Genomic DNA, 24532 nt, shown 5'->3' on the forward strand with positions numbered 1-24532 from the left:
CGTCGTGGCCCGGTCCGCGGCCCGGCCCACGCCCGCTGGTGGCGGGGGCAGCCGTGCTCGGCCTGGCCCTCGCGGGGCCGGCGGTCGTGGCGCCGACCTACCGGCTCGCGATCGCCGACCCGGGCCGTGGGGTCGTCATCCAGGCCCAGGAGTCCTTCAGCTACGGCGCGACCCGGATCCGCCTCGCGGGTGGGCGCGAGGACCTCGTCGACAACGTGCCGGGGCGGGTGCTGTTCGTCGCCGTGCTCGTCGTGGCCCTCGTCGCCGTCGTGGGGTGGGCATGGCGACGTGGCCCGGGCGCGACCCTGGTCGGGGTGGTCGCCCTCGCCGTGGCGACGACGCGCGTGGTCGACTCCGCCGTCGAGCGGCTCGGGCGCTCGTCCGACATCGACCGCTACGCGCTGACGGGCCTCGACGTGCGCTCGTACACCCCGGCGGCGGGTGCCGCCGAGAACGCGGCCGCGGTCGTGCTCGTGCTGGCGCTGGCCGGCGTCGTCGTGCTGTCGGTGCGGGGTCTCGGGCCGAGGCCGGGTGACGACGGCCCGGTGTCGGGCATCGGGGTCGCCGACGCCGCAGACACCTCGGACGCCTCGGCCGTGACCCGGCCCCGGCGGGCGACGGACGACGGGCTGCAGCCGCCCGGCCGACACCTGGGTGGCCCGGAGGTGGGCCTGCGCGCCGAGGAGCCCGACCGGTGAGGACCGGGCGCCCGCCCGTCCCGGTGGTCCCTGTGGCGGCGGCGGTGCTCGCGGCCGCGGGGTCGCTGCTGTCGGTCGCCCAGCTGGTCTGGCCGGTGTCGGCGATCGTCTACGACCCGCCCGAGGGCGACCGGTCGACGTCCGGGCTCGCCCTCGACCCCAGCCCGGTGCGGACCCTGCTCTGGACGTGGGGCCGCTCGCGGGTCGAGGGGCCCGACCTCGGCGGGGTCGACTTCACCGGTGCCGGCAACGTGCTCCTCCTCGTCGGGCTGGCGGTGGCCGTCGCCCTCGGGCTCGGGGGAGCCGCCCTCTTCTGGTGGGTGCGGCGCCCGGGGGCCCTGCCCGTCGGGGCGGTCGGGGTCACGGTCGCCGCCACGGCGGTGCTGGGCCAGGCCGCCGAACGGGTCGGGCAGCAGCAGGTCTTCGGGCCGGGCGCCCGGGTCGAGACGACGTGGGCCGGGCACGTGCAGACGGTCGCGGCGTTGCTGCTCGTGGCCGCGGTTGTCGTCGCCCTGTGGCCGGCGGGCCGGTCGCTCGTGCTCGAGGGTGTGGGCCGGGTCCGGGCCCGTCGTGGCCCCCGGCCGGACGAGGGGTCCTCGGCCGACCTCGCACCGGACGCAGGTGCGGACGCCGGGCCGGGACGGCCCCGGGTCGGCGTCGCCCGGCTCGACCCCGCGCCCACGGGCGACGGCGCACCGGCCCGTCCGGACCGACGTCGTGGGCGCGTCGTCGACGGGCCGCCGGTCGGCTTCTCCGACGACGAGGCGTACGGACCCACCGACCGCGCCCCCCGGCATCCGCGACGCTGACCGGCATCCGTTGCCCCTCGGCCCCGGGGGACGGCCACTGTCGGAGGCCACCCCTACCGTCGTGGGGCATGGAGACGCGACACGTTCCGGCCCACCCGACCCACCCGACCGACGCCGAGCACGGGGGCGGCGACCCGTTCCGGTACGGCGGCTGACGGGCGACGGGGAGAGGTCGGGGGAGCGGGTGCTCACGTGCGTGGCGGTGTCCGGGTACCGGTCGCTGCGCGACGTCGTCGTGCCGCTGCACGGTCTCGACGTCGTGCGCGGCCCCAACGGCAGCGGCAAGTCGAGCCTCTACCGCTCGCTGCGGCTGCTCGCCGGGTGCGGGCGGGGTGACGTCGTCGGCGCCCTCGCGCGCGAGGGGGGTCTGCAGTCGGCGCTGTGGGCGGGCCCGGCGACCCTGGGCGGGACGCGGCGCGGCGGGCACGCCGTCGAGGGGACGCGGCGGCGCGGCCCGATCAGCCTGCGGCTCGGTTTCACCACCGGCGAGCTCGGCTACCTCGTCGACCTCGGGCTGCCGTCCCAGTCGCCCGACAGCCCCTCCGCCTTCGTGCGCGACCCCGAGATCAAGCGGGAGGTCGTCTTCGCCGGCCCCGTCATGCGGCCGGCCGGCGTGCTCGTCCGACGACAGTGGTCGGTCGTGCAGTCACGCTCGGGCGACGACGACTGGGACGACGGCGGCGGCGGGGGCTTCGACGAGTGGGAGTCCGATCCCGCGGAACCGGGGCACGTCCACGCCCCGGGTGGGCGGGCGCCGTCAGGCCGGGCGCGGCCGACACCGAAGGGCTGGACCGAGCTGACCCGGTCGCTGCAGCCCTGGCAGAGCATGCTCACCGAGCTGGCCGACCCCCATCGCGCCCCCGAGCTGCTCGCGCTGCGCCGGATGATCCGTGGCTGGCGGTTCTACGACGGCTTCCGCACCGACGTCGACGCGCCCGCCCGCCGCTCACAGGTCGGCACCCGCACGCCGGTGCTCGCCGACGACGCGTCCGACCTCGCCGCCGCCCTGCAGACCATCCGCGAGAACGGCCGGTCGCAGCTCGACGCGGCCGTCGCCGACGCCTTCGACGGGGCCGTGCTCGACGTGGCCGTGACCGACGGCCGCTTCGACGTCCAGCTGCACCAGCCCGGCATGCTGCGGCCCCTCTCGGCGGCCGAGCTGTCCGACGGCACGCTGCGCTACCTCATCTGGGTGGCGGCGCTGCTCACCGTCGACCCGCCGCCGCTCATGGTGCTCAACGAGCCGGAGACGTCGTTGCACCCCGACCTCGTCCCGCCCCTCGCCCGGCTCATCCGCACCGCCGCGACCCGCAGCCAGGTCATGGTCGTGTCGCACTCCGACCTGCTCGTGCGGGCCCTCGGCGCCGAGGGGGACGACGGGGACGCCGAGGAGGACGGCCTCGACGAGGACGACCGGGAGACGGGGCTCGGCACCGCGCCGCGCACGGTGACCCTCGGCAAGGACCTCGGCGAGACGTTCGTGCAGGGGCAGGGTCTGCTCAGCACCCCGCCGTGGAGCTGGGGCTCGCGCCGGTAGCCGCCTTCGGCATCCGCCACGTCGGCGCGTCCAAGCGTCCCGCATTGTGAGATCCTCCGAGGGCTCCGGTACGTTACGAAGCGAGGACCCGTCCGTGTCCGCCGTCACAACGGCGGGCAGCGACGCCACCCCCAGCCGATGCGCGGGAGACCCCCGCGAGCGGCCCGAACCACAGCCGGTTCGTACCGGTGAAGGAGCCCGAGTGAGCGACAAGGTAGTCGCCGAGCTGCAGGAGCCGACCCCCTCGGTCGGTGACGGTGGCCCGGACATGATCCAGCTGCTGACCCCTGAGGGACAGCGCGTGTCCCACCCCGACTACGACCGGTACGTCGAGAACCTCTCGGCCGACGACCTGCGCAGCTTCTACCGCGACCTGGTCCTCATCCGCCGCCTCGACGCCGAGGGCTACGCCCTGCAGCGCCAGGGCGAGCTGGGCCTGTGGCCGAGCCTGCTCGGGCAGGAGGCCGCCCAGGTTGGCTCCGGCCGGGCCCTGCGGCCCCACGACTTCGTCTTCCCGACCTACCGCGAGCACGGCGTCGGCTTCGTGCGCGGCATGGACCCGCAGAGCAGCCTCCAGCTCTTCCGCGGTGTCAGCCAGGGCGGGTGGGACCCGCAGGAGAACAACTTCCACCTCTACACGATCGTCATCGGGGCCCAGGCGCTGCACGCCACCGGCTACGCGATGGGCGTGAAGATGGACGGCAACGTCGGCACGGGCGACCCCGACCGCGACACGGCGGTCATCTGCTACTTCGGCGACGGCGCGAGCAGCCAGGGCGACGTCAACGAGGCCTTCGTCTACGCCGCGAGCTTCGACGCCCCCGTCGTCTTCTTCTGCCAGAACAACCAGTGGGCGATCTCCGAGCCCGTCACGAAGCAGACCCGCATCCCGCTCTTCCAGCGTGCGGCCGGGTTCGGCTTCCGCGGCATCCGCGTCGACGGCAACGACATTCTCGCGACGTACGCCGTGACCCAGCACGCTCTCGACGAGGCCCGCTCGGGCAACGGCCCGCTGCTCGTCGAGGCGTACACCTACCGCATGGGTGCGCACACGACCGCCGACGACCCGACGAAGTACCGCGTCTCGGCCGAGGTCGAGGAGTGGAAGTTCCGCGACCCGATCCTGCGCCTGAAGACCTACCTCGCCCACGAGGGCATGGCCGACGAGTCGTTCTTCACCGCGGTCGACGCCGAGGCCGACGTCTTCGCGGCCGAGCTGCGCGAGGGCTGCGTGACGATGAAGACGATGCCGGGCGAGACGATGTGGGACCACGTCTACGCCGAGGACCACCCGGTCATGGAGGCCGAGCGCGCCGCCTTCAAGGCCTACCAGGCGAGCTTCGAGGAGGCGATCTGATGGCGGTCGAGAAGGTCACCCTCGGCAAGAGCATCACCTCCGGCCTGCGCAAGGCGATGGAGCGCGACCCCAAGGTCGTGCTCATCGGTGAGGACATCGGCAAGCTCGGCGGCGTCTTCCGCATCACCGAGGGCCTGCAGAAGGACTTCGGCGAGGACCGCGTCATCGACAGCCCCCTCGCGGAGTCGGGCATCGTCGGCACGGCGGTCGGCATGGCCCTGCGCGGCTACCGGCCCGTCTGCGAGATCCAGTTCGACGGCTTCGTGTACCCCGCCTTCGACCAGATCGTCAGCCAGGTCGCCAAGCTGCACGCCCGCGGGCTCGGCGCCGTGAAGATGCCGATGGTCATCCGCATCCCGTTCGGCGGCGGCATCGGCAGCCCCGAGCACCACTCGGAGAGCCCGGAGGCGTACTTCGCGCACACCGCCGGTCTGCGCACCGTCGCCTGCTCGAACCCCGAGGACGCCCACTGGATGATCCAGCAGGCGATCGAGTGCGACGACCCCGTCATCTTCTTCGAGCCCAAGCGCCGCTACCACGACCGCGCGGAGTACGACACGGATGCCGGGAGCGCCCCCCGGGGGCTGTTCGACGCGCACGTCGTGCGCGCCGGCACCGACGTGACGTTGCTCGGCTACGGACCCGTCGTCAAGACGATGCTCGAAGCTGCCGCGGCCGCCGAGTCGGAGGGCACCTCGATCGAGGTCATCGACCTGCGCTCGCTGTCGCCGCTGCCCATCGCGACGGTCGTCGAGTCGGTGCGCAAGACCGGCCGGCTCGTCTGCGTGCAGGAGGCGAGCAGCTTCCTCGGCATGGCCTCCGAGATCTCGGCGCAGGTCACGGAGCAGTGCTTCTACGACCTCGAGGCGCCCGTCATCCGCGTCGCCGGCGCCAACATCCCCTACCCGCCGAGCCGGATGGAGGACGACTTCCTCCCCGACCTCGACCGCATCCTCGACGGCGTCGACCGCGCCCTCGCGTACTGACACGCGACCGGCTGAAAGCGAACCTGCATGGCTATCAAGACGTTCAACCTGCCCGATCCCGGTGAGGGCCTCGTCGAGGCCGAGATCGTCGAGTGGAAGGTCGCCGTCGGCGACTCCGTCAAGGTCAACGACATCGTGCTCGAGGTCGAGACCGCGAAGTCGCTCGTCGAACTGCCCATCCCGTGGGCCGGCACGGTGAGCTCGCTGCTCGTCGAGGTCGGTGACACCGTCGACGTCGGCACCCCGATCATCGCCGTCGACGACGGCACCGGCGGCGCGGCCGACGACGCCCCGGCGGTCGGTGGAGCGGGCGCGGTCGCGACCGGTGCCACCGGCGCGCCGGTCGACGCCACCCCGACCGAGGCCATCCTCGTCGGCTACGGCGCCAAGGCCGGAGCCACCGCACGCCGACCGCGCAAGGGCGCCCAGGCCGCCGCCCCCGCGGGCACGCCGACCGAGACCGAGCAGGTCGCCGCGGCGACGCCGACACCAGAGCCGGTCACCACGACGCCCCGCACCGAGCCCGCCCCGGCCGCGCCGCCGGCCACGTCCGCACCCGCGGGCGCACCGGCATCCGACGGTGGTCGCCCGCGGGCCAAGCCGCCCGTGCGCAAGCTGGCCAAGGACCTCGGGGTCGACCTCACGACCGTCACGGCCACCGGCCCCGAGGGCGTCATCACCCGCGACGACGTGACCGGGCACCACGCCCGCCCCGCCGCCGCCCATGCCACGTCCGCGCACGAGTCGCAGCCGGTCGCGGCGAGCGGTCACTCGGCCGCCGCCCAGACCACGGGAGAGGTCCGGATGCCGTTCGGCTCGGGCGAGCGTGAGACGCGCACCCCCGTCAAGGGCGTGCGCAAGATGACGGCGCAGGCAATGGTCGGCTCGGCCTTCACCGCGCCGCACGTCACCGAGTGGGTGACGCTCGACGTGACCAGGACGGTCGAGCTCGTCGAGCGGCTCAAGGGCTCGCGGGAGTTCCGCGACGTCAAGGTCACGCCGCTGCTCGTGCTCGCGCGGGCGCTCGTCGTCGCGATCCGCCGCAACCCCGGCATGAACGCGACGTGGGACGAGGCCGCCCAGGAGATCGTGCAGAAGAACTACGTCAACCTCGGCATCGCGGCGGCCACCCCGCGCGGTCTCGTCGTGCCGAACATCAAGGACGCCCATGCGCTCACGATGCTCGAGCTGGCGCAGGCCATCGGGGCCCTCACGGCCACGGCCCGCGAGGGTCGCACCCAGCCCGCCGACATGTCCGGCGGCACGATGACGATCACGAACGTCGGCGTCTTCGGCGTCGACAGCGGCACGCCGATCATCAACCCCGGCGAGTCGGCCATCGTCTGCTTCGGGGCGATCCGCAAGCAGCCGTGGGTGGTCACCGACGCCGCGGGCCACGACGAGATCGTCGTCCGGCACGTCACCCAGCTCGCGGTGAGCTTCGACCACCGGCTCATCGACGGTGAGCTGGGCAGCCGTTTCCTGTCCGACCTCGCGGCGCTGCTCGAGGACCCGGCCCAGGCGCTCGTCTGGGGCTGACGCCGCGACGGTCCACGCGACCACGGGACAGTGGGCACCTCGCCACCGGCGAGGTGCCCACCGTCGTTCTCACGGGGTCGTCACACCGTCATCAGTGCTCCGCGCAGCACGAGTGCTTCGCCGACTCGAGCACCTCGGGGGCGTTCCACCAGAACCCCTGCGTCGACGGATGCCGGGGCACGGGTGCCAGCACGCGGTTGCGTCCCGCCGGGGCGGGCGTCGCCGACCGGGCGGCCGAACCGCCGGCGGCCGAGCCGTCGGTGCTCGACTGACCCGTCACCGTCGTCGCCGAAGGGTTGGTCGAGGTCGGCCCGGCCCAGGGGGCGAGCAGCTGCTCGACCGTCCAGTGGCGACCGTTGCTGACGACGGCGGTGACGTTCGCGGCATCCGCGATGTCCGACAGCGGGTCGCCGTCGACGATGGCCAGGTCGGCGTACCAGCCCGCCTTGACCTGCCCGAGCTGCTCCCCGAGGTAGGCGCCCGAGTTGCGCGTCGCGGTGACGAGCGCCTCGTAGGGGGTCAGGCCGAACTTCACCATGGCGCGCAGGTTCATGTGCGTGCTGATGGCGAGGTGGTCGATGGGCGAGTCGGTGCCGGCCGTGACGAGGCCGCCGCCCCGGACCATCGCCTTGACCTGCTCGACCTGGTTCTGCAGGTTGGCGAGGGTGACCGTCTGGTCGGTCGTCTTGGCCGTCGCCACCGTGGCGGCGAGGGCGGCCTGGCGCCAGAGCGGGTACATCCGCTTGACCCTCGGGTCGTCGGCGAGCGAGGTGTCGTCGCGGTAGAGCGCCGAGCTGACGAACAGCGTGGGTGTGCGGGCCATCCTGCTGTCGTTGAACATCGAGATGACGTCGCTGTAGCCCGACCCGACGTTGGTGACGGTGCGCGAGTAGCCGAAGCGGTTGGTCGCCCCGATGTGCTCGGTCCCGTCGCCGCCGAAGGCCATCGCCGGGTAGTGGTAGTGCGACGTCACCGGCAGACCCCGCGGGTGGGCCCACTCGATGACCCGCTTGTGCCACACCGTGGGCAGCCGGACGTAGCACTTCATGAGGTCGTAGTCGAGGGCGCCGGCGCGCGACAGCTCGAGCCCGAGCTGCCGGTTGCCAAAGGTCGGCCGCATGAAGTTGTAGTAGATGCGGCGGCCGTCGATGGCCTCGCCGGTGCCGTAGAACCGGGGCGCCACCCGCTTGCCGGCCTGCACCGCCTCGCGCTCCTCGACCATCTGGTAGGCCGGGTCGCCGGGCGAGCGGGTCGTCGTGATGCCGAGCGAGAGCCACAGCGGGCCCTGCCGGTTGCCGTACGAGTAGCCCTGCATCTGCCGGTGGTGGTGGATGTCGATGAGCCCGGGCATGACGAGCTTGTCGCTCGCGTCGACGAGCGTGCCCGGCCGGCCCTCGCGGTGCGGCTGGATGCCGGTGATGCGGTGACCCGAGACGAGGATGTCGACGTCGCGCCGCACCCGCTCGCTCGAGCCGTCCCACAGCCGGCCGGCGTGGATGACGAGCCGGTCGGGGCCGGGGGCGTTGCGCCACGTCAGCGGGAGGGCGACGGCCCGGTCGCGCCGGGTCCCGCGGGCCGAGACCTCGACGGTGCGCAGCGTGCCGTTGCTGAGGTAGAGCACCGTCTTGCTGTCACCCGCCCACGTCGGGGCGTCGCTGACGAGGTCGGTGACCTGCCGCGGGGCCCCGGTGGGGCGGCCGTCGCGACCGACCGGGAGCACCCAGAGCACGCTCTCCATCGCGTAGAGCAGCTTCGAGCCGTCGGGCGACCACACCGGGCCGTCGTCGCCGCGGGTCTGCAGCGACCGGTCGGGCCCGGGGTCGACGTAGGTCGCTTCCCCGGTGCGCCGGTTGACGAGCAGGATCTTGCTCAGGCCCTCGCGGTAGCGCCGCGAGTACGGGCGCACCGCCGCGAGGGCGATGACGGTCCCGTCCGGCGACCACGTCGGCCGCCCCGGCTCGAACGTCGCCTCGAAGACGCGCTGCACGTCGCCGCTCGCGACGTCGACCGTGTAGAGGGCACCGTTCTGGTCGAGGTAGGCCAGCTCGCGCCCGTCGGGGGACCACCGGCACGACTGCGCCGCGAGGTCGGTGAAGAAGGTGACCTGGCGGTCGGCGCCCGAGGAGAGGTCGCGCACCCAGAGGTTGAGGGTGCCGCTGCGGTCGGTCGCGTAGGCGAGGCTCTTGCCGTCGGGCGAGAAGTCGGGGTCGGCCTTCCACCACTGGTCCTGCACGAGCGGGCGGACGCGCCCGCCGATGACGAGCTCGTGGAGGTCGCCGAGGGCACGGAACGCCACCCGCCTGCCGTCAGGGCTGATGGTCGGGCTGCCGATGCCGACGACGGGGTTGGCCTTCGTGCTGTCGAAGTCGCGGCGCTTCTTCGTGTACTCGGGCGTGACGAGCGAGACCGCGGCGGTGAAGCCGACGGTGCCCACGGCATCCGAGCCGGTGCGACGCACGTGGATCTTGCCGTCGGACGTGTAGAACCAGCGACCGTCGGGGCCGGGTGAGGCCCGGAACGGGAAGACCTCCTCGCCGGTGACGAGGGGGGCGGTGCCGACGTAGTACTCGTTGAGCCCGGCGTGGAACCAGTGGTAGGCGACGTCGGTGCCGTTCAGCCACTGCGGCTGGTGGATGACGGTGCCGGTCGCCTGCGTGACGTAGGTCGAGCGGGCGGCGGTGCGCACGTCGACGACGTCGATGCGGGTGTCGGCGACGACGAAGGCGACCTTGGTGCCGTCGGGCGACCACGTCGGCTCGTACTCCTCCTCGGTGCCGTCGACGACGGCCGCGATGTTCCCCGTCTGCGTGTCGTAGGTGTAGATGCCGTAGCTGCCGCGGGCGTCGCTCGAGAAGGCGATGTGCCGGCCGTCGGGCGACCAGCGGGGCTCGCGGTGGTCGTAGGGACCCTGGGTCAGCTGGCGCAGCTGCGACCCGTCCGGGCGCACGGTCCAGATGTTGAAGACGCCGTCGCGGTAGCTCTGGAAGGCGATCGTCTCGCCGTCGGGCGACCAGTCGGGCTGGGCGATGTCGAAGAGGTCGCTCGTGAGGCGGCGCGCGGTGCCGCCCGACGCCGAGGTCACCCACAGCACGCCGAGCAGGTCGAGGGCGAGGCGCCGACCGTCGGGGGAGACCCGCACGGAGAAGTCGGTGCCCGCGCCGAGACGGGTGCGGGCGGTGCCGTCGGATGCCGTGGGGGCCGGCGCCGCGGCCGGGTGGCCCGCTGCGTCGGCTCGGGCGATCCCGACGAAGGGCGCGACCGCCGCGACCCCGGCGGCAACGCCGAGGACGGAGCGCCGGGTGGGCCCGGCCTGGGACGGGTCGTCGGCGCTGGTGGGGGCGGGGGCGGACGAGCGGGTGGGGGGCGATGCCATGGGTTCCTCCGGTCCGGGGGCGCCCGCGACGTTGCGGGCACCCCCGGTCTACCCCGGCCCGGCGGGGGCGGCAACCCGAGATCGGTTACCCACCAGTCGGATTGAACCGTCGAGAGGCCACTTCCCGACGCCCGCGTGGCCATGGCAGGTCACCACCCGGCATCCTCACAGCGTCGAGTGGCCAGTTCGTGACGGGGTGTCGTGACGGCACGTGGCCTCTCGACGTGGTTGTGCCGTCGAGTAGCCACTTCCCGACGCCGGCCGGGACGCTCGGGTCAGCACACGCCGGGCGCGGGGGCCGGCGGGCGGAAGCGTGGGGGCCGCGGCTTGCCGTCCCACGTGTTGCCCTCGGCCGCCCAGTAGCTGCGCACCCACGTCTGGCCGTCGGCGGGCGAGCCGAGCACGGCCGTGGTCAGCGTGTTGTTCGCGAACGTCGACGACTTGGCGGCGCCGATGCGCAGGCTGCCCCCGATGGCGGGGTCGGTCGGGCCGCCGACGGCGGTGTTGCACGTGACGACGGCGAGGTAGGGGCTGCTGTCGAGAGAGGGCAGCGTCAGCGCGGAGTCGAGGCCGCGCAGGTTGATGCCCCAGACGCGGAAGCCGGTCGCGACGTTGTGGTCCCAGACGTTGCCCCACCCGGACATCTGGTCGTTGTAGCCGATGGCGACGTCGTTCGCCGTGTTGCCGCGGAAGGTGTTCCAGCTCGCGTCGACGTCGGTGTTCATCGCGCGTCCGTCGCCGGGGAGGTGCTCGACGAGGTTGCCGGTCACGACGTTGTACGACGACGCGGAGCCGAGGCGGATGCCCTCCTGCATGTAGTGCTTGTGGGTCGAGGCGGCGATGTCGTGGACGTGGTTGCCCGCGACGGTCCAGCCGTCGCTGTAGACGTTGATCCAGACGCCGGGGCCGGTGCCGCAGTCGATGGGTCCGATCTCGTTGCCGCTGATCTCGCCGTAGCGCGACGCGATGACCTGCACACCGCGGCCGGTGATGGTGTTGCCGACGATGCGCAGCCCGTCGGAGGGGTCGATGCGCTTGCCCGTCCTCTCGGCCAGGTACGCGAAGGCGGAGGACGCGGCCGCCGGGTCGTCCGCGCCGCGGCCGGGCACCTGCCGTCGGGTCTGCCAGTCGTCGGTGTTGACGAGGCGGGTGAGGTAGCTCATCGCCGCGCCCGCGCCGAGCCCCTTGATCGTCACGCCGCCGACGACGGTGAGGTCGGAGAGCGTCACGTGGTCGACGCCGCCCGAGAACTGCACCGTGCGGTCGAGGGCGGGTGCGTGGGCGTCGCACGGACGGGTTCCGAAGGACGCCGTGAGGGTGGCCGGGCCGTCGCCGGCTGCCGTGACGGTGATGGGCGCGGTCGCGGTGCCGCTGCGGGTGACGCGGACGATGCCGTTGTAGGTGCCGGCGTGGATGCTGACGGTGTCGCCCGCCCGGGCCGCGTCGACCCCGCGCTGCACCGTGCGGAAGGGGCGGGTCGCCGTGCCCGTGCCGCTGTCGCTGCCGGTCGTCGAGACGTGCAGCACCCGACCGGCAACAGCCGCAGAAGTCGGGGAGGTCACGGCCGCGGTCGTCACGGCGGAGGCGCTGCCCCCTCCGAGCGTCAGGGCGCCGGCCGCGAGAGCGGTGACCGCGGTGCAGGCGAGTGGGCGCAGAACGGGCATGGTGCCTCCCCGGCGGCCGGTGCCGACCACGCCGCCCGCGGTCGACCACCTGTCGGTGACGGTACGCGCCATGGTGATGCCGGCGGAAGACCCCAGTCTGCCCATGCGCCTCGTCGACAGGCCATCACCTGTCGCCCGTCGGGTGACGGGAACTGGCCTCTCGACGGTGCGAGGTCAGGGGGCGTGTCGACACGTGGCCTCTCGACGGGGTGGGGCGTCGGGAGGTGGCCTTTCGACGGTGCATGCGCGTGGGGCCCGGTCCAGATGGACCGGGCCCCACGGCATCCGTGCGGGAAGGCGCGTCAGCGGGCGGACGCGGCCGCCTGCTCCTCGCGGCGCGCGTTCTGCCGGTCGACGAGGTACGCGGCGGTCAGGTCGTCACCGACGACGCCGAGCACCCGGATGTCGATCGCCTCGTGCCGCTGGGCGACCGTGGGCTCGACGCCCGTCATGACCGCGTCACCGTCGCGCTCGGCCACCGCGGTGACGAGCTCGCGCTTGAGGTCGGCGTCGAGGATGCCGCCGGGGGCCTTGGCCCGGGCCGCGACCTCGACGGCGAACCGCTCGGTCTCGGCCGCGATGGCGTTGTCCTCGGTGGTGAGCATCCGCGACGTGCGGTGCAGCAGCGCCGCGCCCTCGTCGAGGTCGCCGTTGCCGAGCTGGGCCACGGCCCGCGTCAGCAGCGGGCGGTCGCCCCGCAGGGCGGAGTCGGCGAGCAGCCCGAGGCGCAGCCCGAGCAGCCGCTCGCTCGTGCGGGTGTTGCCGCTCTCGCGCCCCAGCGGCACGGCCAGCTGCTCGTCGCTGTTCTGCGACAGGGTGTCGAGCATCTCGCGGCCGGCCTCCTCGGGAGTGTGCACGGTGTCGCGCAGCGGGACCTCCTTGATGAAGATCGTCGCGACGAGCGCGAGCACGAACGGCACCAGACCCCAGACGAAGACGTTGTGCAGCGAGTCGGCCAGGCCCTGCTTGACGCCCTCGGCCACCTGCGGCGGCAGCTGGGCCAGCGCGGACGGGTCGAGCACCGAGCCGGCGCTCACCTGCTGCCCCGAGGCCTCGAGCTGCGCGGCCACCGAGGCCGGGAGGTGCGAGGCGATGTTGCCGGCGAGGCCGCTCGTCATGATGGTGCCGAACACCGCGGTGCCGACGGTGCTGCCGACGTTGCGGAAGAACTGCGTCGAGGCGGTCGCGACGCCGAGGTCCTTGCGCTGGGCCCCGTTCTGGATGATGAGGGTGAACACCTGCAGGGCCATGCCGAGCCCGACGCCGAAGACGATCATCGCGAGGGTGAGGTCGAGCTGGCTCGAGCCGTAGTGCATCTGCGTGAGCAGCCAGTAGCCGACGCCCATGATGAGGATGCCCGCGACGGTCTGCAGCTTGTAGCGCCCCGTCTTGGTGATGACGAGACCGGCGATGATCGACAGCCCGATCATCGCGACCGACATCGGCATGAGGATGAGGCCGGAGTTCGTGGCCGACGCGCCGAGCACGCCCTGGGCGTAGACCGGGAGGTAGATCATCGCGCCGAACATCATGACCGAGACCATGAACGCGGCGATGTTGCTCAGGGTGAAGAGCGGGCTGCGGAAGAGGCGCAGCGGCAGCACGGGCTCGACGGCCCGGCGCTCGACGGCGATGAACGCGGCGAGGCCGACGAGGCCGGCGACGTACATGCCGATGATCGCAGGCGAGCCCCAGGCGAGCGTCGTGCCACCGAGCGAGGTCGGCACGAGCAGCAGGATGAGCGTGGTCGACAGCAGCGAGATGCCGGCCTTGTCGACGACGGTCTCGCGCGGGGTGTGCTCGAGGTGCAGGAACTTGCTGATGCCGAAGAACGCGAAGACGCCGACGGGCAGCGTGACGAAGAAGAGGTAGCGCCAGCCGAAGTTGTCGGTGACGAAGCCGCCGACCAGCGGGCCGAGGATCGACGAGAAGCCGAAGACGCCGCCCATGAGGCCCTGGTACTTGCCTCGCTGACGCGGCGGGATGATGTCGCCGATGATCGTCTGCGACAGCGGCATCAGCGTGCCCATGCCGGCGCCCTGGATGGCGCGGGCCGCGATGAGCCACCAGAAGTTCTGGGCGAAGCCCGACAGGATCGAGCCGACCATGAAGACGACCAGGCCGCCGAGGTAGAAGCCGCGACGCCCGTAGAGGTCGCTCATCTTGCCGACGATCGGCACGGTGATCGCGCTGACGAGCATGGCGGCGGTGGCGAGCCACGAGTAGTGGTCGATGCCGCCGAGCTCGGCCACGATGCGCGGCATCGCAGGGCCGACGATCGTCTGGCTGATCGACGCGACCAGCATGCCGAGCATGAGGGCGACGAAGATGTTGCGGGTGGCCCGGTCGAGGCCCTTCGTGGGCGCGGATGCCGTCGTGTCGCCGTCGACGGTGGTCCCCTGGGTGGTCTGTGGCATGGGTCCCACGGTACGCCTGTTGTGCAGTCACTGCAAAATTGCAGTCGGTGCACGGTGCGTGAGAACATGGGGCCATGCCCAGCACGTACGCGCCCGTGTCCGCCGACGAGTCCTGCGGCCTGCGAGAACGCAAGAAGCGCGAGACCCGGCGGGCGATCAACCTCGCGGCACTCGACCTCGTCGAGGACCGCGGTTTCGTGGCGGTGACGACCGAGGAGATCGCGTCCCGAGCGGGCGTGAGCGCCCGCACGTTCTTCAACTACTTCCCGTCGAAGGAGGCCGCGGTCATCGGCACGACGGCCGACGAGCTCGAGGCCTACGCCCAGCAGCTCGAGACCGCCGAGCCCGACGAGGGCCCGTTGCAGGTGCTGCGGCGCATCCTCGCCGGCATGCTCGCGCCCGCGTCCATCGACCGTCAGCTACGCGCCAAGCGTCGGCGCATCCTGCTCGGCGAGCCGGCCCTCGCGCCTGCCCTGGTCGGCAACAACATCCGCATCGAGAACGCGCTCACCGCGGCGCTCGAGCGCCGCCTCGGTCTCGCCCCGGGCGCGAGCATCGAGGCGCGCGTCACCGTGGCGGCCGCCATCTCCGCCGTGCGGGCCTGCATCGAGCACCAGCAGAACGGCGGCGGCGGTCGCCTCGAGCGCAACATCGACGCCGCCTTCGAACAGCTCGCCGCCGGGGTGCGCTGAGCCCTGTGCCCGGGCCTGCGCCCCGAAAGCGTCGGGCCATGCGGTGGGGTCGTCCATGCGGCGTCGCGACGCCGATGGGCGGGGATCATCGCGTGCTGTGTAGACGATTCAGTCTACGCCGGCGTACCGTGACGCCATGGCCGAGACGACGACGATCCGTATCAGTCGGGGCACGCATGCCCGAGTGACCCGACTGGCGGCCGAACGCCACGAGACGATCGACGAGACGGTCAGCAGAGCGATCCAGGCTCTCCGGCAGGACGTCATGGCACGAGACCTGGCGACGGAGCTCACCGACGACGAGACCGCGTGGCTGGATGCTGACGCCGGGTGACGTCGTCCAGCTCGATCTGGGGATGCCGACAGGCAGTGAGGCGGGACCTAGGCGACCAGCCGTCGTGGTCACAGCACGTCGGGTCCTGAGGGGTCGGCCGAACGTCGTACACGTCATTCCGTTGACCCGGACGATCCGGCAGAGCAGCACCGAGGTGGTCATCGATCCGGACGAGGGCAATGGTCTGGCCGCTCCTTCGTCCGCACTGTGCCAGCACATTCGCTCCGTGGCCACGACGCGCATCCACGGGTGCACGGGAAACGTCGGGCCGGTCGTGCTCGGCGAGCTTCGCGAGGTGCTCGCGCTGCTCATGGACCTCTGACACGACGCGCTCGACTGCCGAGGCCGGCGACCGCACGAGCACCTCGGTCCGAGGTTCGCTACCGACCCGACCCTGTCTCGTGCCGTCTCGAACTCGCGCGAGTGACCGCGGCCGGCTCGTGTCAGCGGCGTCGGCCCCGGTCGGCGTGGTCGATGCAGGTGCGCGCCGTCGGTCGTGCCTCGAGCCGCCCCGGTGCGATGGTGACGCCGCAGACGACGCAGCGGCCGTAGGTGCCCTCGTGCACCCGGGCCAGAGCCTGCTCGACCTCGTCGAGGTGGCCCTGCGCGGCCGCCGCCAGCGCGCTCAGCTGTGACCGCTCGTAGGCGATCGTCGAGCCCTCGGGGTCGTGCTCGTCGTCGGCGTTCGCCCCGTCGGCCGCCTGCACGACGACGTCGAAACCCCTCTGCAGGGCGGCGACCCGCTCGGTCGTCGCCTCGCGGTCGGCGACGAGCCGTACGACCGCGTCGTCGAGGCCGCCCGGCTCGCCGTCTGAGTCGTCACGCGCGTCGCCACGCACGTCGGCACCCGGCTCGGGGAGGGGGCGTTCCGGCATCCGGCCATTGTCGCGGGTGGCACCGACAGCGCCGACGCGTCCGTGCCCACCACCGCGCCCGGCAGGATGGGCGCATGAGCGAGCCACGCGGAGTCGTCTTCCCCCTCGACCCCGGGACGGGGCGGCGCAGCACGACGGCGACCGGCCGGTCCGTCGTCGCCGACGCCCTGCGGGGGGTCGACCCCGTGGGCGCCGCGGCCGTCGAGCGCGAGACGGGCTGGCGGCAGGGCTACGTGCCGCACTTCCGTCGCCTCGTCGAGGCGGGCCTGCCCTCGCGCGACGCGGCCCTCGACATCGCGCGGCGCGGGCTGGTGTCGACGCACGAACGGATGCGCTGGGCCGACGAGGCGGGCGAGCACCCGCTGCGGACGGCCGTCGAGACGGTCCCGGATGCCGGTGGGCTCGGTCACGAGGTCGTGCGCGGCTCCGGGGTGGCCGAGACGGCGCTCAGCCTGCCGTACCAGGGGCGGCGGCTCGCGGGGGCCGAGCTGCGCGAGCGGCTGGACCGGTGGGTCGAGGGCGGCGTCATCGAGCCGTCGTGCGCCGAGGCCGTCGGTCGGGTGGTCGACCACCCGGAGTGGCTGCGGCTCGACGGCACGACCGTCGTCGTGCTCGGTGCGGCGGCGGAGATGGGCCCGCTGCGCTCGCTGCTGCGGTGGGGGGCCACCGTCGCGGCGGTCGACCTGCCCCGCCGGCCGCTGTGGGACCGGCTGCTCGACGACGCCGCGGCCTCGGCCGGCACGCTCGTCGTCCCCGTCCGGGCCCCGTCGGGTGCGGGTTCGTCCGTGAGCTCGGGGTCGGCGTCGCTGGCCGAGCGGGCCGGGGCCGACCTGCTGCACGACGTCGGCGCCGTCGCCCGCTGGGTGGAGGCGCTCGACGGACGGCTCGTGCTCGGCAACTACGTCTACGCCGACGGGGCGACGAACGTGCGGCTGTCGACCGCGGTCGACGTGCTGGGCGAGCACGTCGTCGAGCGGCGCGGCCGCGGCGAGGTGGGCCTGGCCTTCCTCGCCACGCCGACCGACGTCTTCGCGGTGCCCGGGTCGGTCGTCGAGCGGTCGGTCGACGCCTACGCGCACCGTCGGACCTCGAAGGTGCTGCGGGTGCCGCTGCGCGGACTGAGCGGCGGGCGGCTGCTGCGGCGCAACTACGCCCCGGGGACCAGCCCCGGGATCAACGACAGCGTCGTCACCCAGCAGGGGCCGAACTACCTGCTGGCCAAGCGGATCCAGCGGTGGCGAGCCGCGACGCACCGTGCCGAGGGCGGGCTCGTCTCGTTCGCCGTCGCGCCGCCGACCCGCACCCGCTCGGTCGTCAAGAACCGGGCCCTGGCCGCCGCCTACGCCGGGGCGCACCGGTTCGGCATCGAGGTCTTCGAGCCCGGCACCGCCAACACCCTCATGGCGGCGCTGCTCGTGCACGACCTCCACACCGGGGGCTCGTCCTCCCACGGTGCGTCCGGCCCGACGGCGACTCCGGCCACGCCATGGGAGGACGAGGCGCGGGCCGCGGCGCACGGCGGCCTGTGGACCTGCGCGTACGACCCGCGCAGCGCCCTCGGCCTCGCGGCCCTGCTCGGCCTCGCCTCGGCCCGCCCCTGACCTTGCCGGCCCGGCCGGCCTGGGTGGACGGGAGACGGTCCGCACGCGTGAGGATGCCGGCCCGCCCGAGGAGGCGGACCGGCATTCGGGCGCCCCCCGGACCGTCCCCGACCTCCCGGCTGACGTCGTCGAACGAACCGTTCGAGGTCGAACGCGCTGTCGGGGGCCGAACGCGCCGGTGCACCGATGACGTCGAGCGTCACCGAGGTGCTCGACCTCGAACGGTTCGTTCGAGCGCGCAGGCCGGGCGGGCAGGCCCTGGGCGGCCCGGGGCGGCCCGGGGCGACGAGCCCCGGGCCGCTCCGACGGTCAGAGCAGGCCGAGGGCCCGGCGCATCGTCGTGTTGAGGTCGGTCTGGTTCGTCACGCCGAGCACGTTGGCCGCCTGCGGACCCGCGGCCGCGATGCGGACCTCGGTGCCGGTGTGCTGCTGCGACCCGGGGACCGCCGTGGTCGCGTAGCTGACCGTCATCGGCGCGCCGTCGTGGGTCGTGAGGGTGGCGGTGACGCCGGTCGTCGTCGAGCCGGCCTCGACGATCTGGCTCGTGTGCCCGTGGTCGGCCGTGACGACGACGAGGGTGTCGGGGTGGGTGCGCTGGTAGCCCAGCGCCACCTTGACGGCCTTGTCGAACTCGACCGTCTCGCCGATCTGGCCGCACGGGTTGGCCGCGTGGTCCTGTTTGTCGATCGACGCGCCCTCGATCTGCAGGAAGAAGCCCTTGCGCTGCCCCGCGCTCTGCCGGTCGAGGGCCTTGATCGCCGTGTCGGCCATGTCGCTCAGGTGCGGCTGGGTGGCCGTGCGGGCGGTGTTGACCGCGCACTCCTGCGCCGGCGTGTTGGCCGGGGTCGGCGTCGGGCCGACCCACTCGAGGTCCATGTTGCCGGTGGCGAAGGTGCCGAGGATCGGCTTGCGCCAGCTCGCCGCGGCGAGGTCGTCGGCGGTGCGCACGACCTGGTAGCCGGCGACCTGGGCCTGCTGCGCGACGGTGAGCCCGCGGAAGCGCCCGGCCTTGACGGTCTGGTCGAAGTAGGCCGAGCCGCCGCCGAGCATGAGGTCGGGGCGGGTCTGCACGAGCTGCTCGGCGATGGAGCCGGCGCCGCCGTTGACCTTGTCGTTCGTCGGGCACTCGGCCATGGCGTCGGGCCCCTTGCAGTCGCGGCTGACGACGTGCGCACCGAGCACTGCGGGGGTCGCGTCCTGCAGCTCGGCCGTCGTGACGTCACCGGTGCGGTAGCCGGCCGCCTTGGCGCGCTCGAGCACCGTCGTGACGGGCTTGCCGTACGCGTCGACGGAGATGGCGCCGTTGTACGTCTTCGTCCCGGTCGCCCACCCGCTGCCGGATGCCGCGGAGTCGGTCACGTAGTCGGGCCGGCTCGGGTCGCCCTGGGTCACGGCGTAGGTCGTGTACTCGCCGGTGAGGGGCAGGGTGTCCATGGCGAGGCGGCCGGCCGCGCCGACCTGGTAGTTGCGGGCGATCGTGATCTCGCTGTCGCCCATGCCGTCGCCGATGAGCAGGATGACGCTGCGGGCCTTGCCGCCGACGACGGCCTGCCGGGCTGCCTGGGTGTCGTCGGTGGTGGTGCTGCCGGCGATCGCGGGGACGGCGGCGACGGCGAGGGCCGTGGCGGGGACGAGCGCGAGCAGGCGGCGCCGGGTGCGTGTGGACATGCGGTTCCTCCGGAGGGAGACGGGTCGGGCGGGCGGCGGGCCGCACGCGCGACGGTGGTCGACGGTGCGGGTGCCGGTGCGGGTGCCGGTGGCCGTCGAGGGCGGTCACCGGTCAGTCCACGCCCGGGGCCGCGGGCGCCGCCAGCGGCCTGCGGCTGGACATCTCGTGAACAGTGCGTCCGGAGGGGACGAACCGGATGCCGTCTGGGAACCGGCTGCATGTCGGCTGGGCATCCGTGGGCACCGTTGCGACGCAGTGAGTTCCGGCGAGTCGGTGGCGCGTGCCTCCACGAGCACTGATGCTGGGGCCATGGGAGACAGAGCGGCGGGTGCGCCGGCGACCTCGCCGACCGGCATCCACCGGCTCGGCGGCACGGCGCGCGCCCCGCGGACCCTCGTCCCGGCGCTGCTCGCGGCCATCGCCTACGTCGACCCCGGCAACTTCGGCGTCAACATCAGCTCGGGCAGCGAGCACGGCTACGCGCTCGTCTGGGTCGTCGTCTTCGCCAGCCTGTCGGCGATGGTCATCCAGTACCTCGCGGCCAAGCTCGGGATGGTGACGGGGCGCAGCCTCGCCGAGCACAGCGCCGCGCGCTACCCGGGGGTCGGTCGGGTGCTGCTGTGGGCGCAGGCGGAGGTCGTCGTCGTCATGACCGACCTCGCCGAGATCGTCGGCGGGGCGATCGCGCTGCGGCTGCTCTTCGGCGTCCCCCTCGTCGTCGGCGCCGTGGTCGTCACCGCCTTCAGCCTCGTCGTACTCGCCCTCACGGTGCGCGGCCGCAGCCACTTCGACTCCGTCGTGCTCGTGCTGCTCGTCGTCATCGTCGCCTCGCTGGTGTGGCAGGTGGGGGTGGCCGACGTCGACAGCGTCGCCCTGCTGCGCTCGGTCGTGCCCGGTCCGCTCGAGGGCTCGGCCGCCCTGCTCGCCGTCGGCATCGTCGGCGCCACCGTCATGCCGCACGCCCTGCACTTCCACTCGGCCGCCACCCGTGGGACCGACACCGGGCGCGAGCCGCAGGACGCACGGCTCGACACGGCGGCGGATGCCGGTGGGCCCGGTCCGCGCGTCGGCCAGGCCGAGCGGCTGCGCGCCGGTCGCCAGACCGTGCGCAGCGTCGTCGTCGCGATGACCGTGGCGGGTGCGGCCAACGTCAGCCTCGTCGTGTTCTCCGCCGGCCTGCCGGGCGGGTCGGGGGCGAGCATCGACTCGGCCTACGCGGCCCTGCAGGCGAACGCCGGTCAGGTCGCGGCCACCGTGCTCGCCGTGGCCCTGCTCGCCTCCGGCCTGGCCTCGACGCTCGTCGGGGTGCAGACCGGCGACGTCGTCATGGAGGGCTTCGGCCGACGCCCGATCAGCCCGCTCGTGCGGCGTGGCCTCGCGGTCGTGCCCGCGCTCGCCATCCTCGGGCTGGGGGTCGCGCCGACGACAGCGCTCGTCTGGAGCCAGGTCGTGCTCTCGTTCGCCCTGCCCGGCACCCTCGTGCCGCTGCTGCTCTTCACCCGCGACCCGCGCCTCATGGGCGCGCTCGCCAACCGGCGCCCGACGACGGCCGTCGCCGCCGTCATCACCGCGGTCATCGTCGGGCTCTGCGCCTACCTCGTCGTCAGCGGCGGCTGAGCCCACCCCACGACCGGGGTGACGGCGTGCCGGGCCACCCGGCATCCGCCACGGGGCTGTGCGAGAGTGACGCCGGGCGCCTCCACGACGGCGACGCCGAGGTGAGGTCAGCAGGTCGGGGCAGGACGAGGCACGCGCGACGGAGGAGGCCGGCATGACGACGTCCGCCGGGGCGCCACCCTCGCCGCCCGCCTCGCGCACGCTCGTGCCGCCCGTCGTCACCGAGGCGCCGGCACTGCGCGAGCTGCGGCTGCAGGTGCGCGGCTGGCTGGGTGAGCAGGTCGCCGCCGGGGTGTTCGTGCCGCACGTCGACACCTGGCTCACCCGGTGGGACCGCGACTTCTCGCGCGAGCTGGGCCGGCGCGGCTGGCTCGGCATGGTCGTGCCTCGGGAGTACGGCGGTCAGGGGCGCACCTACGTCGAGCGGTTCGTCGTCACCGAGGAGCTGCTCGTGGCGGGGGCTCCCGTCGCCGCGCACTGGGTGGCCGAGCGACAGATCGGGCCGACGCTGCTGCGTCACGGCACGGAGGAGCAGAAGCGGGCGTTCCTGCCCGGTATCAGCCGCGGCGAGCTCGTGTTCGGCATCGGGATGAGCGAGCCCGACTCGGGCTCCGACCTCGCGAGCGTGCGCACCCGGGCCGAGCGTGACGTCGTCGAGGGCCGGTCCGGCTGGCGCCTGACCGGGACGAAGGTGTGGACCTCCGGCGCCCACGAGGCCGACGCCTTCTTCGCGCTGGCCCGGTCGGCGCCGCTCGACCCGGCAGACCGGCACGCCGGGCTCAGCCAGTTCGTCGTCGACCTGCACGACCCGGCGGTCGAGGTCCGGCCCATCGTGTCGATGAACGGCGAGCACCACTTCAACGAGGTGCACCTCGGCGGGGTCTTCGTGCCCGACGACCGGGTGCTCGGCGAGCTCGGGTCGGGCTGGCGCCAGGTGACGGGCGAGCTGGCCTTCGAGCGCAGCGGTCCGGAGCGCGTGCTCTCGACCTTCCCGTTGCTCGCCGCGGCGGCCGGGGCGACCGCCGCCGGTCGGCTGCCCGACGACGCCGGCCTCGGCCGGCTCCTCGCCCGCACCGCCGGGCTGCACCACATGTCGCTGGCCGTCGCCGCGGCGCTGCAGCAGGGCGACGACGCCGACAGCGCCGCGGCCGCGGTCAAGGTGCTCGGCACCACCCTCGAGGGCGACGTCGCGGAGCACGTCGACCTGCTGGCGGGCCGAACGGGCCGTGCTTCAGGTGGCGACGACGAGCTGTCGCGCCTGCTCGACGCCGCCCTGCTGCAGCGACCCGGGTTCACCCTGCGCGGCGGCACGAACGAGGTGCTGCGCGGCGTCGTGGCCCGCGCCCTGGGGCTGCGCTGATGGCCGTAACCCCGGACCCGCTCGCCGACCTCGCCGACCTCGCCGGCCTCGTCGGGGTGGCGCAGGCGGATGCCGACGTGGTGCGCCTGCTCACCGACGTCCTCGCGGACCGGCGGGCGGGCGGCCCCCGTGCGGTCGACGGGGTGACGGTCGACCTCGACGCCGACCTGTGGTCGCGGCTCGACGGGCTGGGCCTGACCCTCCTCGCCTCGCCCGAGAGCGCCGGGGGCAGCGGGGCGACGTGGCGCGAGCTGTCGGCCCTGCTCGGGCTCGCGGCCGGTGCGGCCGCTCCCGTGCCGCTGGCCGAGCACCAGCTGGCGGCCTGGCTGCTCGAGCGGGCGGGACTGCCGCACGACGGTGCCCTGCGCGTCGTGGCCCGGGTCGACGGCGGTGGCTCCGACCGGCCGGGGCACTCCGGGCGCACCGCGCCCACCGCGCACCGGGTGGCGTGGGCGTCCGCCGCGACGTCCGTCGTAGCCCTGGTCCGGGTCGACGGCAGGTGTCGGGTGGCCGACGTCCCGGTGACGGACCTGACGGTCTCGCCCGGCCGGGACCTGGCCGGACAGCCCTGTGACACGGTGCGCTTCGCGGCCGCCGACCTCGCCGAGGGGGTCGTCGTCGACGCGTCGGTGGCGCAGCGGCTGCACCTGCTCGAGGCGCTGGCGCGCTGCGCGCAGGTGGTCGGGGCGATGGAGCGCGTGCTCGAGCTCGTACTGACCCACGCGCGGCAGCGCGAACAGTTCGGCCGGCCCATCGGGCGGTTCCAGGCGGTGCAGCACCTCGTCGCCGACGTCGCCATGGAGACCGCGCTCGCCCGCGCCGCGACCGACGCCGCGGTCGCCTCCGCCTGTGACGCGGCCGACCACGACGGCGGCCGCGCCGGCCTCGACGGTCGTGACGACACGGGTGCCGACGACCGGCGCCTCGAGGTCGACGTCGCGGTGGCGGCGTCGTGTGTCGGCCACGCGTCGTCCGTGGTCGTGCGCGCCGCGCACCAGGTGCTCGGGGCGATGGGGACGACGGCTGAGCACGAGCTGCACCGGCTGACCCGACCGGTCCTGGTGTGGCGCAACGTCGCCGGCCCCGTGCACGAGTGGGACCGGCGCCTGACGCGGCTCGCCGCCGCTGCCGGTCGCGACGGTCTGTGGCCCCTCGTCACGACCGACGGCCCGGCACCACGACCCCAGCCCGACGGAGAGGACCGGCATGAGTGACGAGATCGGCTACGCGGTGCAGGACGGGGTCGCCGTCCTGACCCTCGACGCACCGGCGAGGCGCAACGCGCTGACGGTGGCGATGGCGCGGGCGCTCGCCGACGCGGCCCGCACGGCCGAGGCGGACCCCTCGGTGGGCGCCGTCGTCATCACCGGCGGTCTGAACTTCTGCGCCGGCGCCGCCCGCGACGTGCTGGCCGCCGCGGGTGCCGACCCGGTCGGTGACCGGTCGTACCGCGACCTCGAGGACGTCTACGCCGCCTTCACGACCGTCGGCGGCATCGGCGTGCCGACGGTCGCCGCGGTCCGTGGCGCGGCCGTCGGGGCGGGCCTCAACCTCGCCCTCTCGACCGACCTGCGGGTGGTCGCGCGCACCGCCCGGCTGCTGCCGGGGTTCGCGCAGATCGGCATCCACCCCGGTGGCGGCCACTTCACCCTGCTGCAGCGCGTCGCCGGTCGCGAGGCCGCGGCGGCGATGGGCCTCTTCGGCCAGGAGGTCGACGGTGAGCGGGCCGTCTCGCTCGGGCTGGCCTGGTCGTGGCACGAGGATGCCGACGTGGAGCCCGCCGCGCTCGCGATGGCCTCCGGGGTGGCCCGCGACCCCGACCTCGCCCGGCGGGTCGTGACGAGCTTCCGCCGCGAGACGGCCCCCGGTGGCGTGCCGTGGGACGTCGCCGTCGAGCTCGAGCACGCGCCCCAGCTGTGGTCCCTGGCCCGACGCCGCGCCGCGGCCACCGACTGACCGACCCGACGGGCCCGCGGGACGCGGCCGACCGGCATCCGGCGAGCG

Annotated in this window: 19 protein-coding genes; 14 read left to right on the forward strand and 5 right to left on the reverse strand. The window is 73.9% G+C overall.

Going from position 1 to position 24532, the window contains the following annotated elements:
- The first annotated feature begins 38 nt into the window (after positions 1–38).
- The 6 genes from DFJ68_RS17355 to DFJ68_RS17380 all read left to right on the forward strand — a co-directional run bounded on the left by DFJ68_RS17355 (position 39) and on the right by DFJ68_RS17380 (position 6926).
- On the forward strand, positions 39–698 hold the full coding sequence (locus DFJ68_RS17355; protein ID WP_121034810.1) for a hypothetical protein: 660 nt from the start codon (positions 39–41) through the stop codon (positions 696–698).
- Positions 695–1507, forward strand: coding sequence for a hypothetical protein (locus tag DFJ68_RS17360; RefSeq protein WP_147431643.1), 813 nt, complete (start codon positions 695–697; stop codon positions 1505–1507). Before DFJ68_RS17355 ends, DFJ68_RS17360 begins: the two co-directional genes overlap by 4 nt.
- A 184-nt stretch (positions 1508–1691) precedes the next feature.
- A complete protein-coding gene (locus DFJ68_RS17365; protein ID WP_211333416.1) occupies positions 1692–3044 on the forward strand; it encodes an AAA family ATPase in 1353 nt (450 codons plus the stop codon).
- A 202-nt stretch (positions 3045–3246) separates the two neighbouring features.
- Positions 3247–4401 (forward strand): pyruvate dehydrogenase (acetyl-transferring) E1 component subunit alpha, encoded by a 1155-nt coding sequence (gene pdhA / locus DFJ68_RS17370; RefSeq protein WP_121034812.1) that lies wholly within the window; start codon positions 3247–3249, stop codon positions 4399–4401.
- The gene (locus tag DFJ68_RS17375) at positions 4401–5387 is read left to right on the forward strand and encodes an alpha-ketoacid dehydrogenase subunit beta (protein WP_121034813.1); all 987 of its coding nucleotides are present in this window, start codon (positions 4401–4403) and stop codon (positions 5385–5387) included. The genes pdhA and DFJ68_RS17375 overlap by 1 nt, the downstream gene beginning before the upstream one ends.
- Before the next feature lie 27 nt (positions 5388–5414).
- Positions 5415–6926, forward strand: a complete 1512-nt coding sequence (locus tag DFJ68_RS17380; RefSeq protein WP_121034814.1) for a dihydrolipoamide acetyltransferase family protein — start codon at positions 5415–5417, stop codon at positions 6924–6926.
- A gap of 91 nt (positions 6927–7017) precedes the next feature.
- Here the strand turns inward: DFJ68_RS17380 and DFJ68_RS17385 are convergent, their stop codons facing one another.
- From DFJ68_RS17385 to DFJ68_RS17395, 3 genes are all read right to left on the reverse strand, one after another.
- Positions 7018–10299, reverse strand: a complete 3282-nt coding sequence (locus DFJ68_RS17385) for an amidohydrolase family protein (protein ID WP_121034815.1) — start codon at positions 10297–10299, stop codon at positions 7018–7020.
- Between the two features lie 275 nt (positions 10300–10574).
- The gene (locus DFJ68_RS17390) at positions 10575–11963 is read right to left on the reverse strand and encodes a DUF1565 domain-containing protein (RefSeq protein ID WP_170165820.1); all 1389 of its coding nucleotides are present in this window, start codon (positions 11961–11963) and stop codon (positions 10575–10577) included.
- 302 nt (positions 11964–12265) lie between these two features.
- On the reverse strand, positions 12266–14380 hold the full coding sequence (locus DFJ68_RS17395) for an MDR family MFS transporter (protein WP_121034817.1): 2115 nt from the start codon (positions 14378–14380) through the stop codon (positions 12266–12268).
- Between the two features lie 74 nt (positions 14381–14454).
- Between DFJ68_RS17395 and DFJ68_RS17400 the strand changes: the two genes are divergently transcribed.
- The 3 genes from DFJ68_RS17400 (at position 14455) to DFJ68_RS17410 (ending at position 15728) form a co-directional block, all read left to right on the forward strand.
- Entirely contained in the window at positions 14455–15072 is a 618-nt protein-coding gene (locus tag DFJ68_RS17400) for a TetR family transcriptional regulator (RefSeq protein ID WP_121034818.1), read from the forward strand.
- A 136-nt stretch (positions 15073–15208) separates the two neighbouring features.
- Positions 15209–15406 carry a hypothetical protein gene (locus DFJ68_RS17405; protein WP_121034819.1) on the forward strand — a complete coding sequence of 66 codons (198 nt, stop codon included), beginning with the start codon at positions 15209–15211 and terminating at the stop codon, positions 15404–15406.
- 22 nt (positions 15407–15428) lie between these two features.
- Positions 15429–15728 (forward strand): type II toxin-antitoxin system PemK/MazF family toxin, encoded by a 300-nt coding sequence (locus tag DFJ68_RS17410; protein WP_245963827.1) that lies wholly within the window; start codon positions 15429–15431, stop codon positions 15726–15728.
- 121 nt (positions 15729–15849) lie between these two features.
- Here the strand turns inward: DFJ68_RS17410 and DFJ68_RS17415 are convergent, their stop codons facing one another.
- Positions 15850–16281, reverse strand: a complete 432-nt coding sequence (locus tag DFJ68_RS17415) for a TraR/DksA family transcriptional regulator (RefSeq protein WP_121034821.1) — start codon at positions 16279–16281, stop codon at positions 15850–15852.
- 74 nt (positions 16282–16355) lie between these two features.
- Between DFJ68_RS17415 and DFJ68_RS17420 the strand changes: the two genes are divergently transcribed.
- On the forward strand, positions 16356–17882 hold the full coding sequence (locus DFJ68_RS17420) for a hypothetical protein (protein ID WP_121034822.1): 1527 nt from the start codon (positions 16356–16358) through the stop codon (positions 17880–17882).
- A 309-nt stretch (positions 17883–18191) separates the two neighbouring features.
- Here the strand turns inward: DFJ68_RS17420 and phoA are convergent, their stop codons facing one another.
- Entirely contained in the window at positions 18192–19550 is a 1359-nt protein-coding gene (gene phoA / locus DFJ68_RS17425) for an alkaline phosphatase (protein ID WP_121034823.1), read from the reverse strand.
- A gap of 310 nt (positions 19551–19860) precedes the next feature.
- On the opposite strand from phoA, the gene DFJ68_RS17430 reads away from it, so the two are divergent.
- The 4 genes from DFJ68_RS17430 (at position 19861) to DFJ68_RS17445 (ending at position 24484) form a co-directional block, all read left to right on the forward strand.
- Positions 19861–21168, forward strand: a complete 1308-nt coding sequence (locus tag DFJ68_RS17430) for an Nramp family divalent metal transporter (protein ID WP_121034824.1) — start codon at positions 19861–19863, stop codon at positions 21166–21168.
- Between the two features lie 154 nt (positions 21169–21322).
- A complete protein-coding gene (locus DFJ68_RS17435) occupies positions 21323–22528 on the forward strand; it encodes an acyl-CoA dehydrogenase family protein (protein WP_121034825.1) in 1206 nt (401 codons plus the stop codon).
- Positions 22528–23742: an acyl-CoA dehydrogenase family protein gene (locus DFJ68_RS17440; protein WP_121034826.1), complete on the forward strand. Its 1215-nt coding sequence runs from the start codon at positions 22528–22530 to the stop codon at positions 23740–23742. Before DFJ68_RS17435 ends, DFJ68_RS17440 begins: the two co-directional genes overlap by 1 nt.
- Positions 23735–24484, forward strand: coding sequence for an enoyl-CoA hydratase-related protein (locus DFJ68_RS17445; RefSeq protein ID WP_121034827.1), 750 nt, complete (start codon positions 23735–23737; stop codon positions 24482–24484). The genes DFJ68_RS17440 and DFJ68_RS17445 overlap by 8 nt, the downstream gene beginning before the upstream one ends.
- Positions 24485–24532 lie beyond the last annotated feature (48 nt).

This window comes from Terracoccus luteus (assembly GCF_003635045.1).
GTDB classification, from domain to species: Bacteria; Actinomycetota; Actinomycetes; order Actinomycetales; family Dermatophilaceae; genus Terracoccus; species Terracoccus luteus.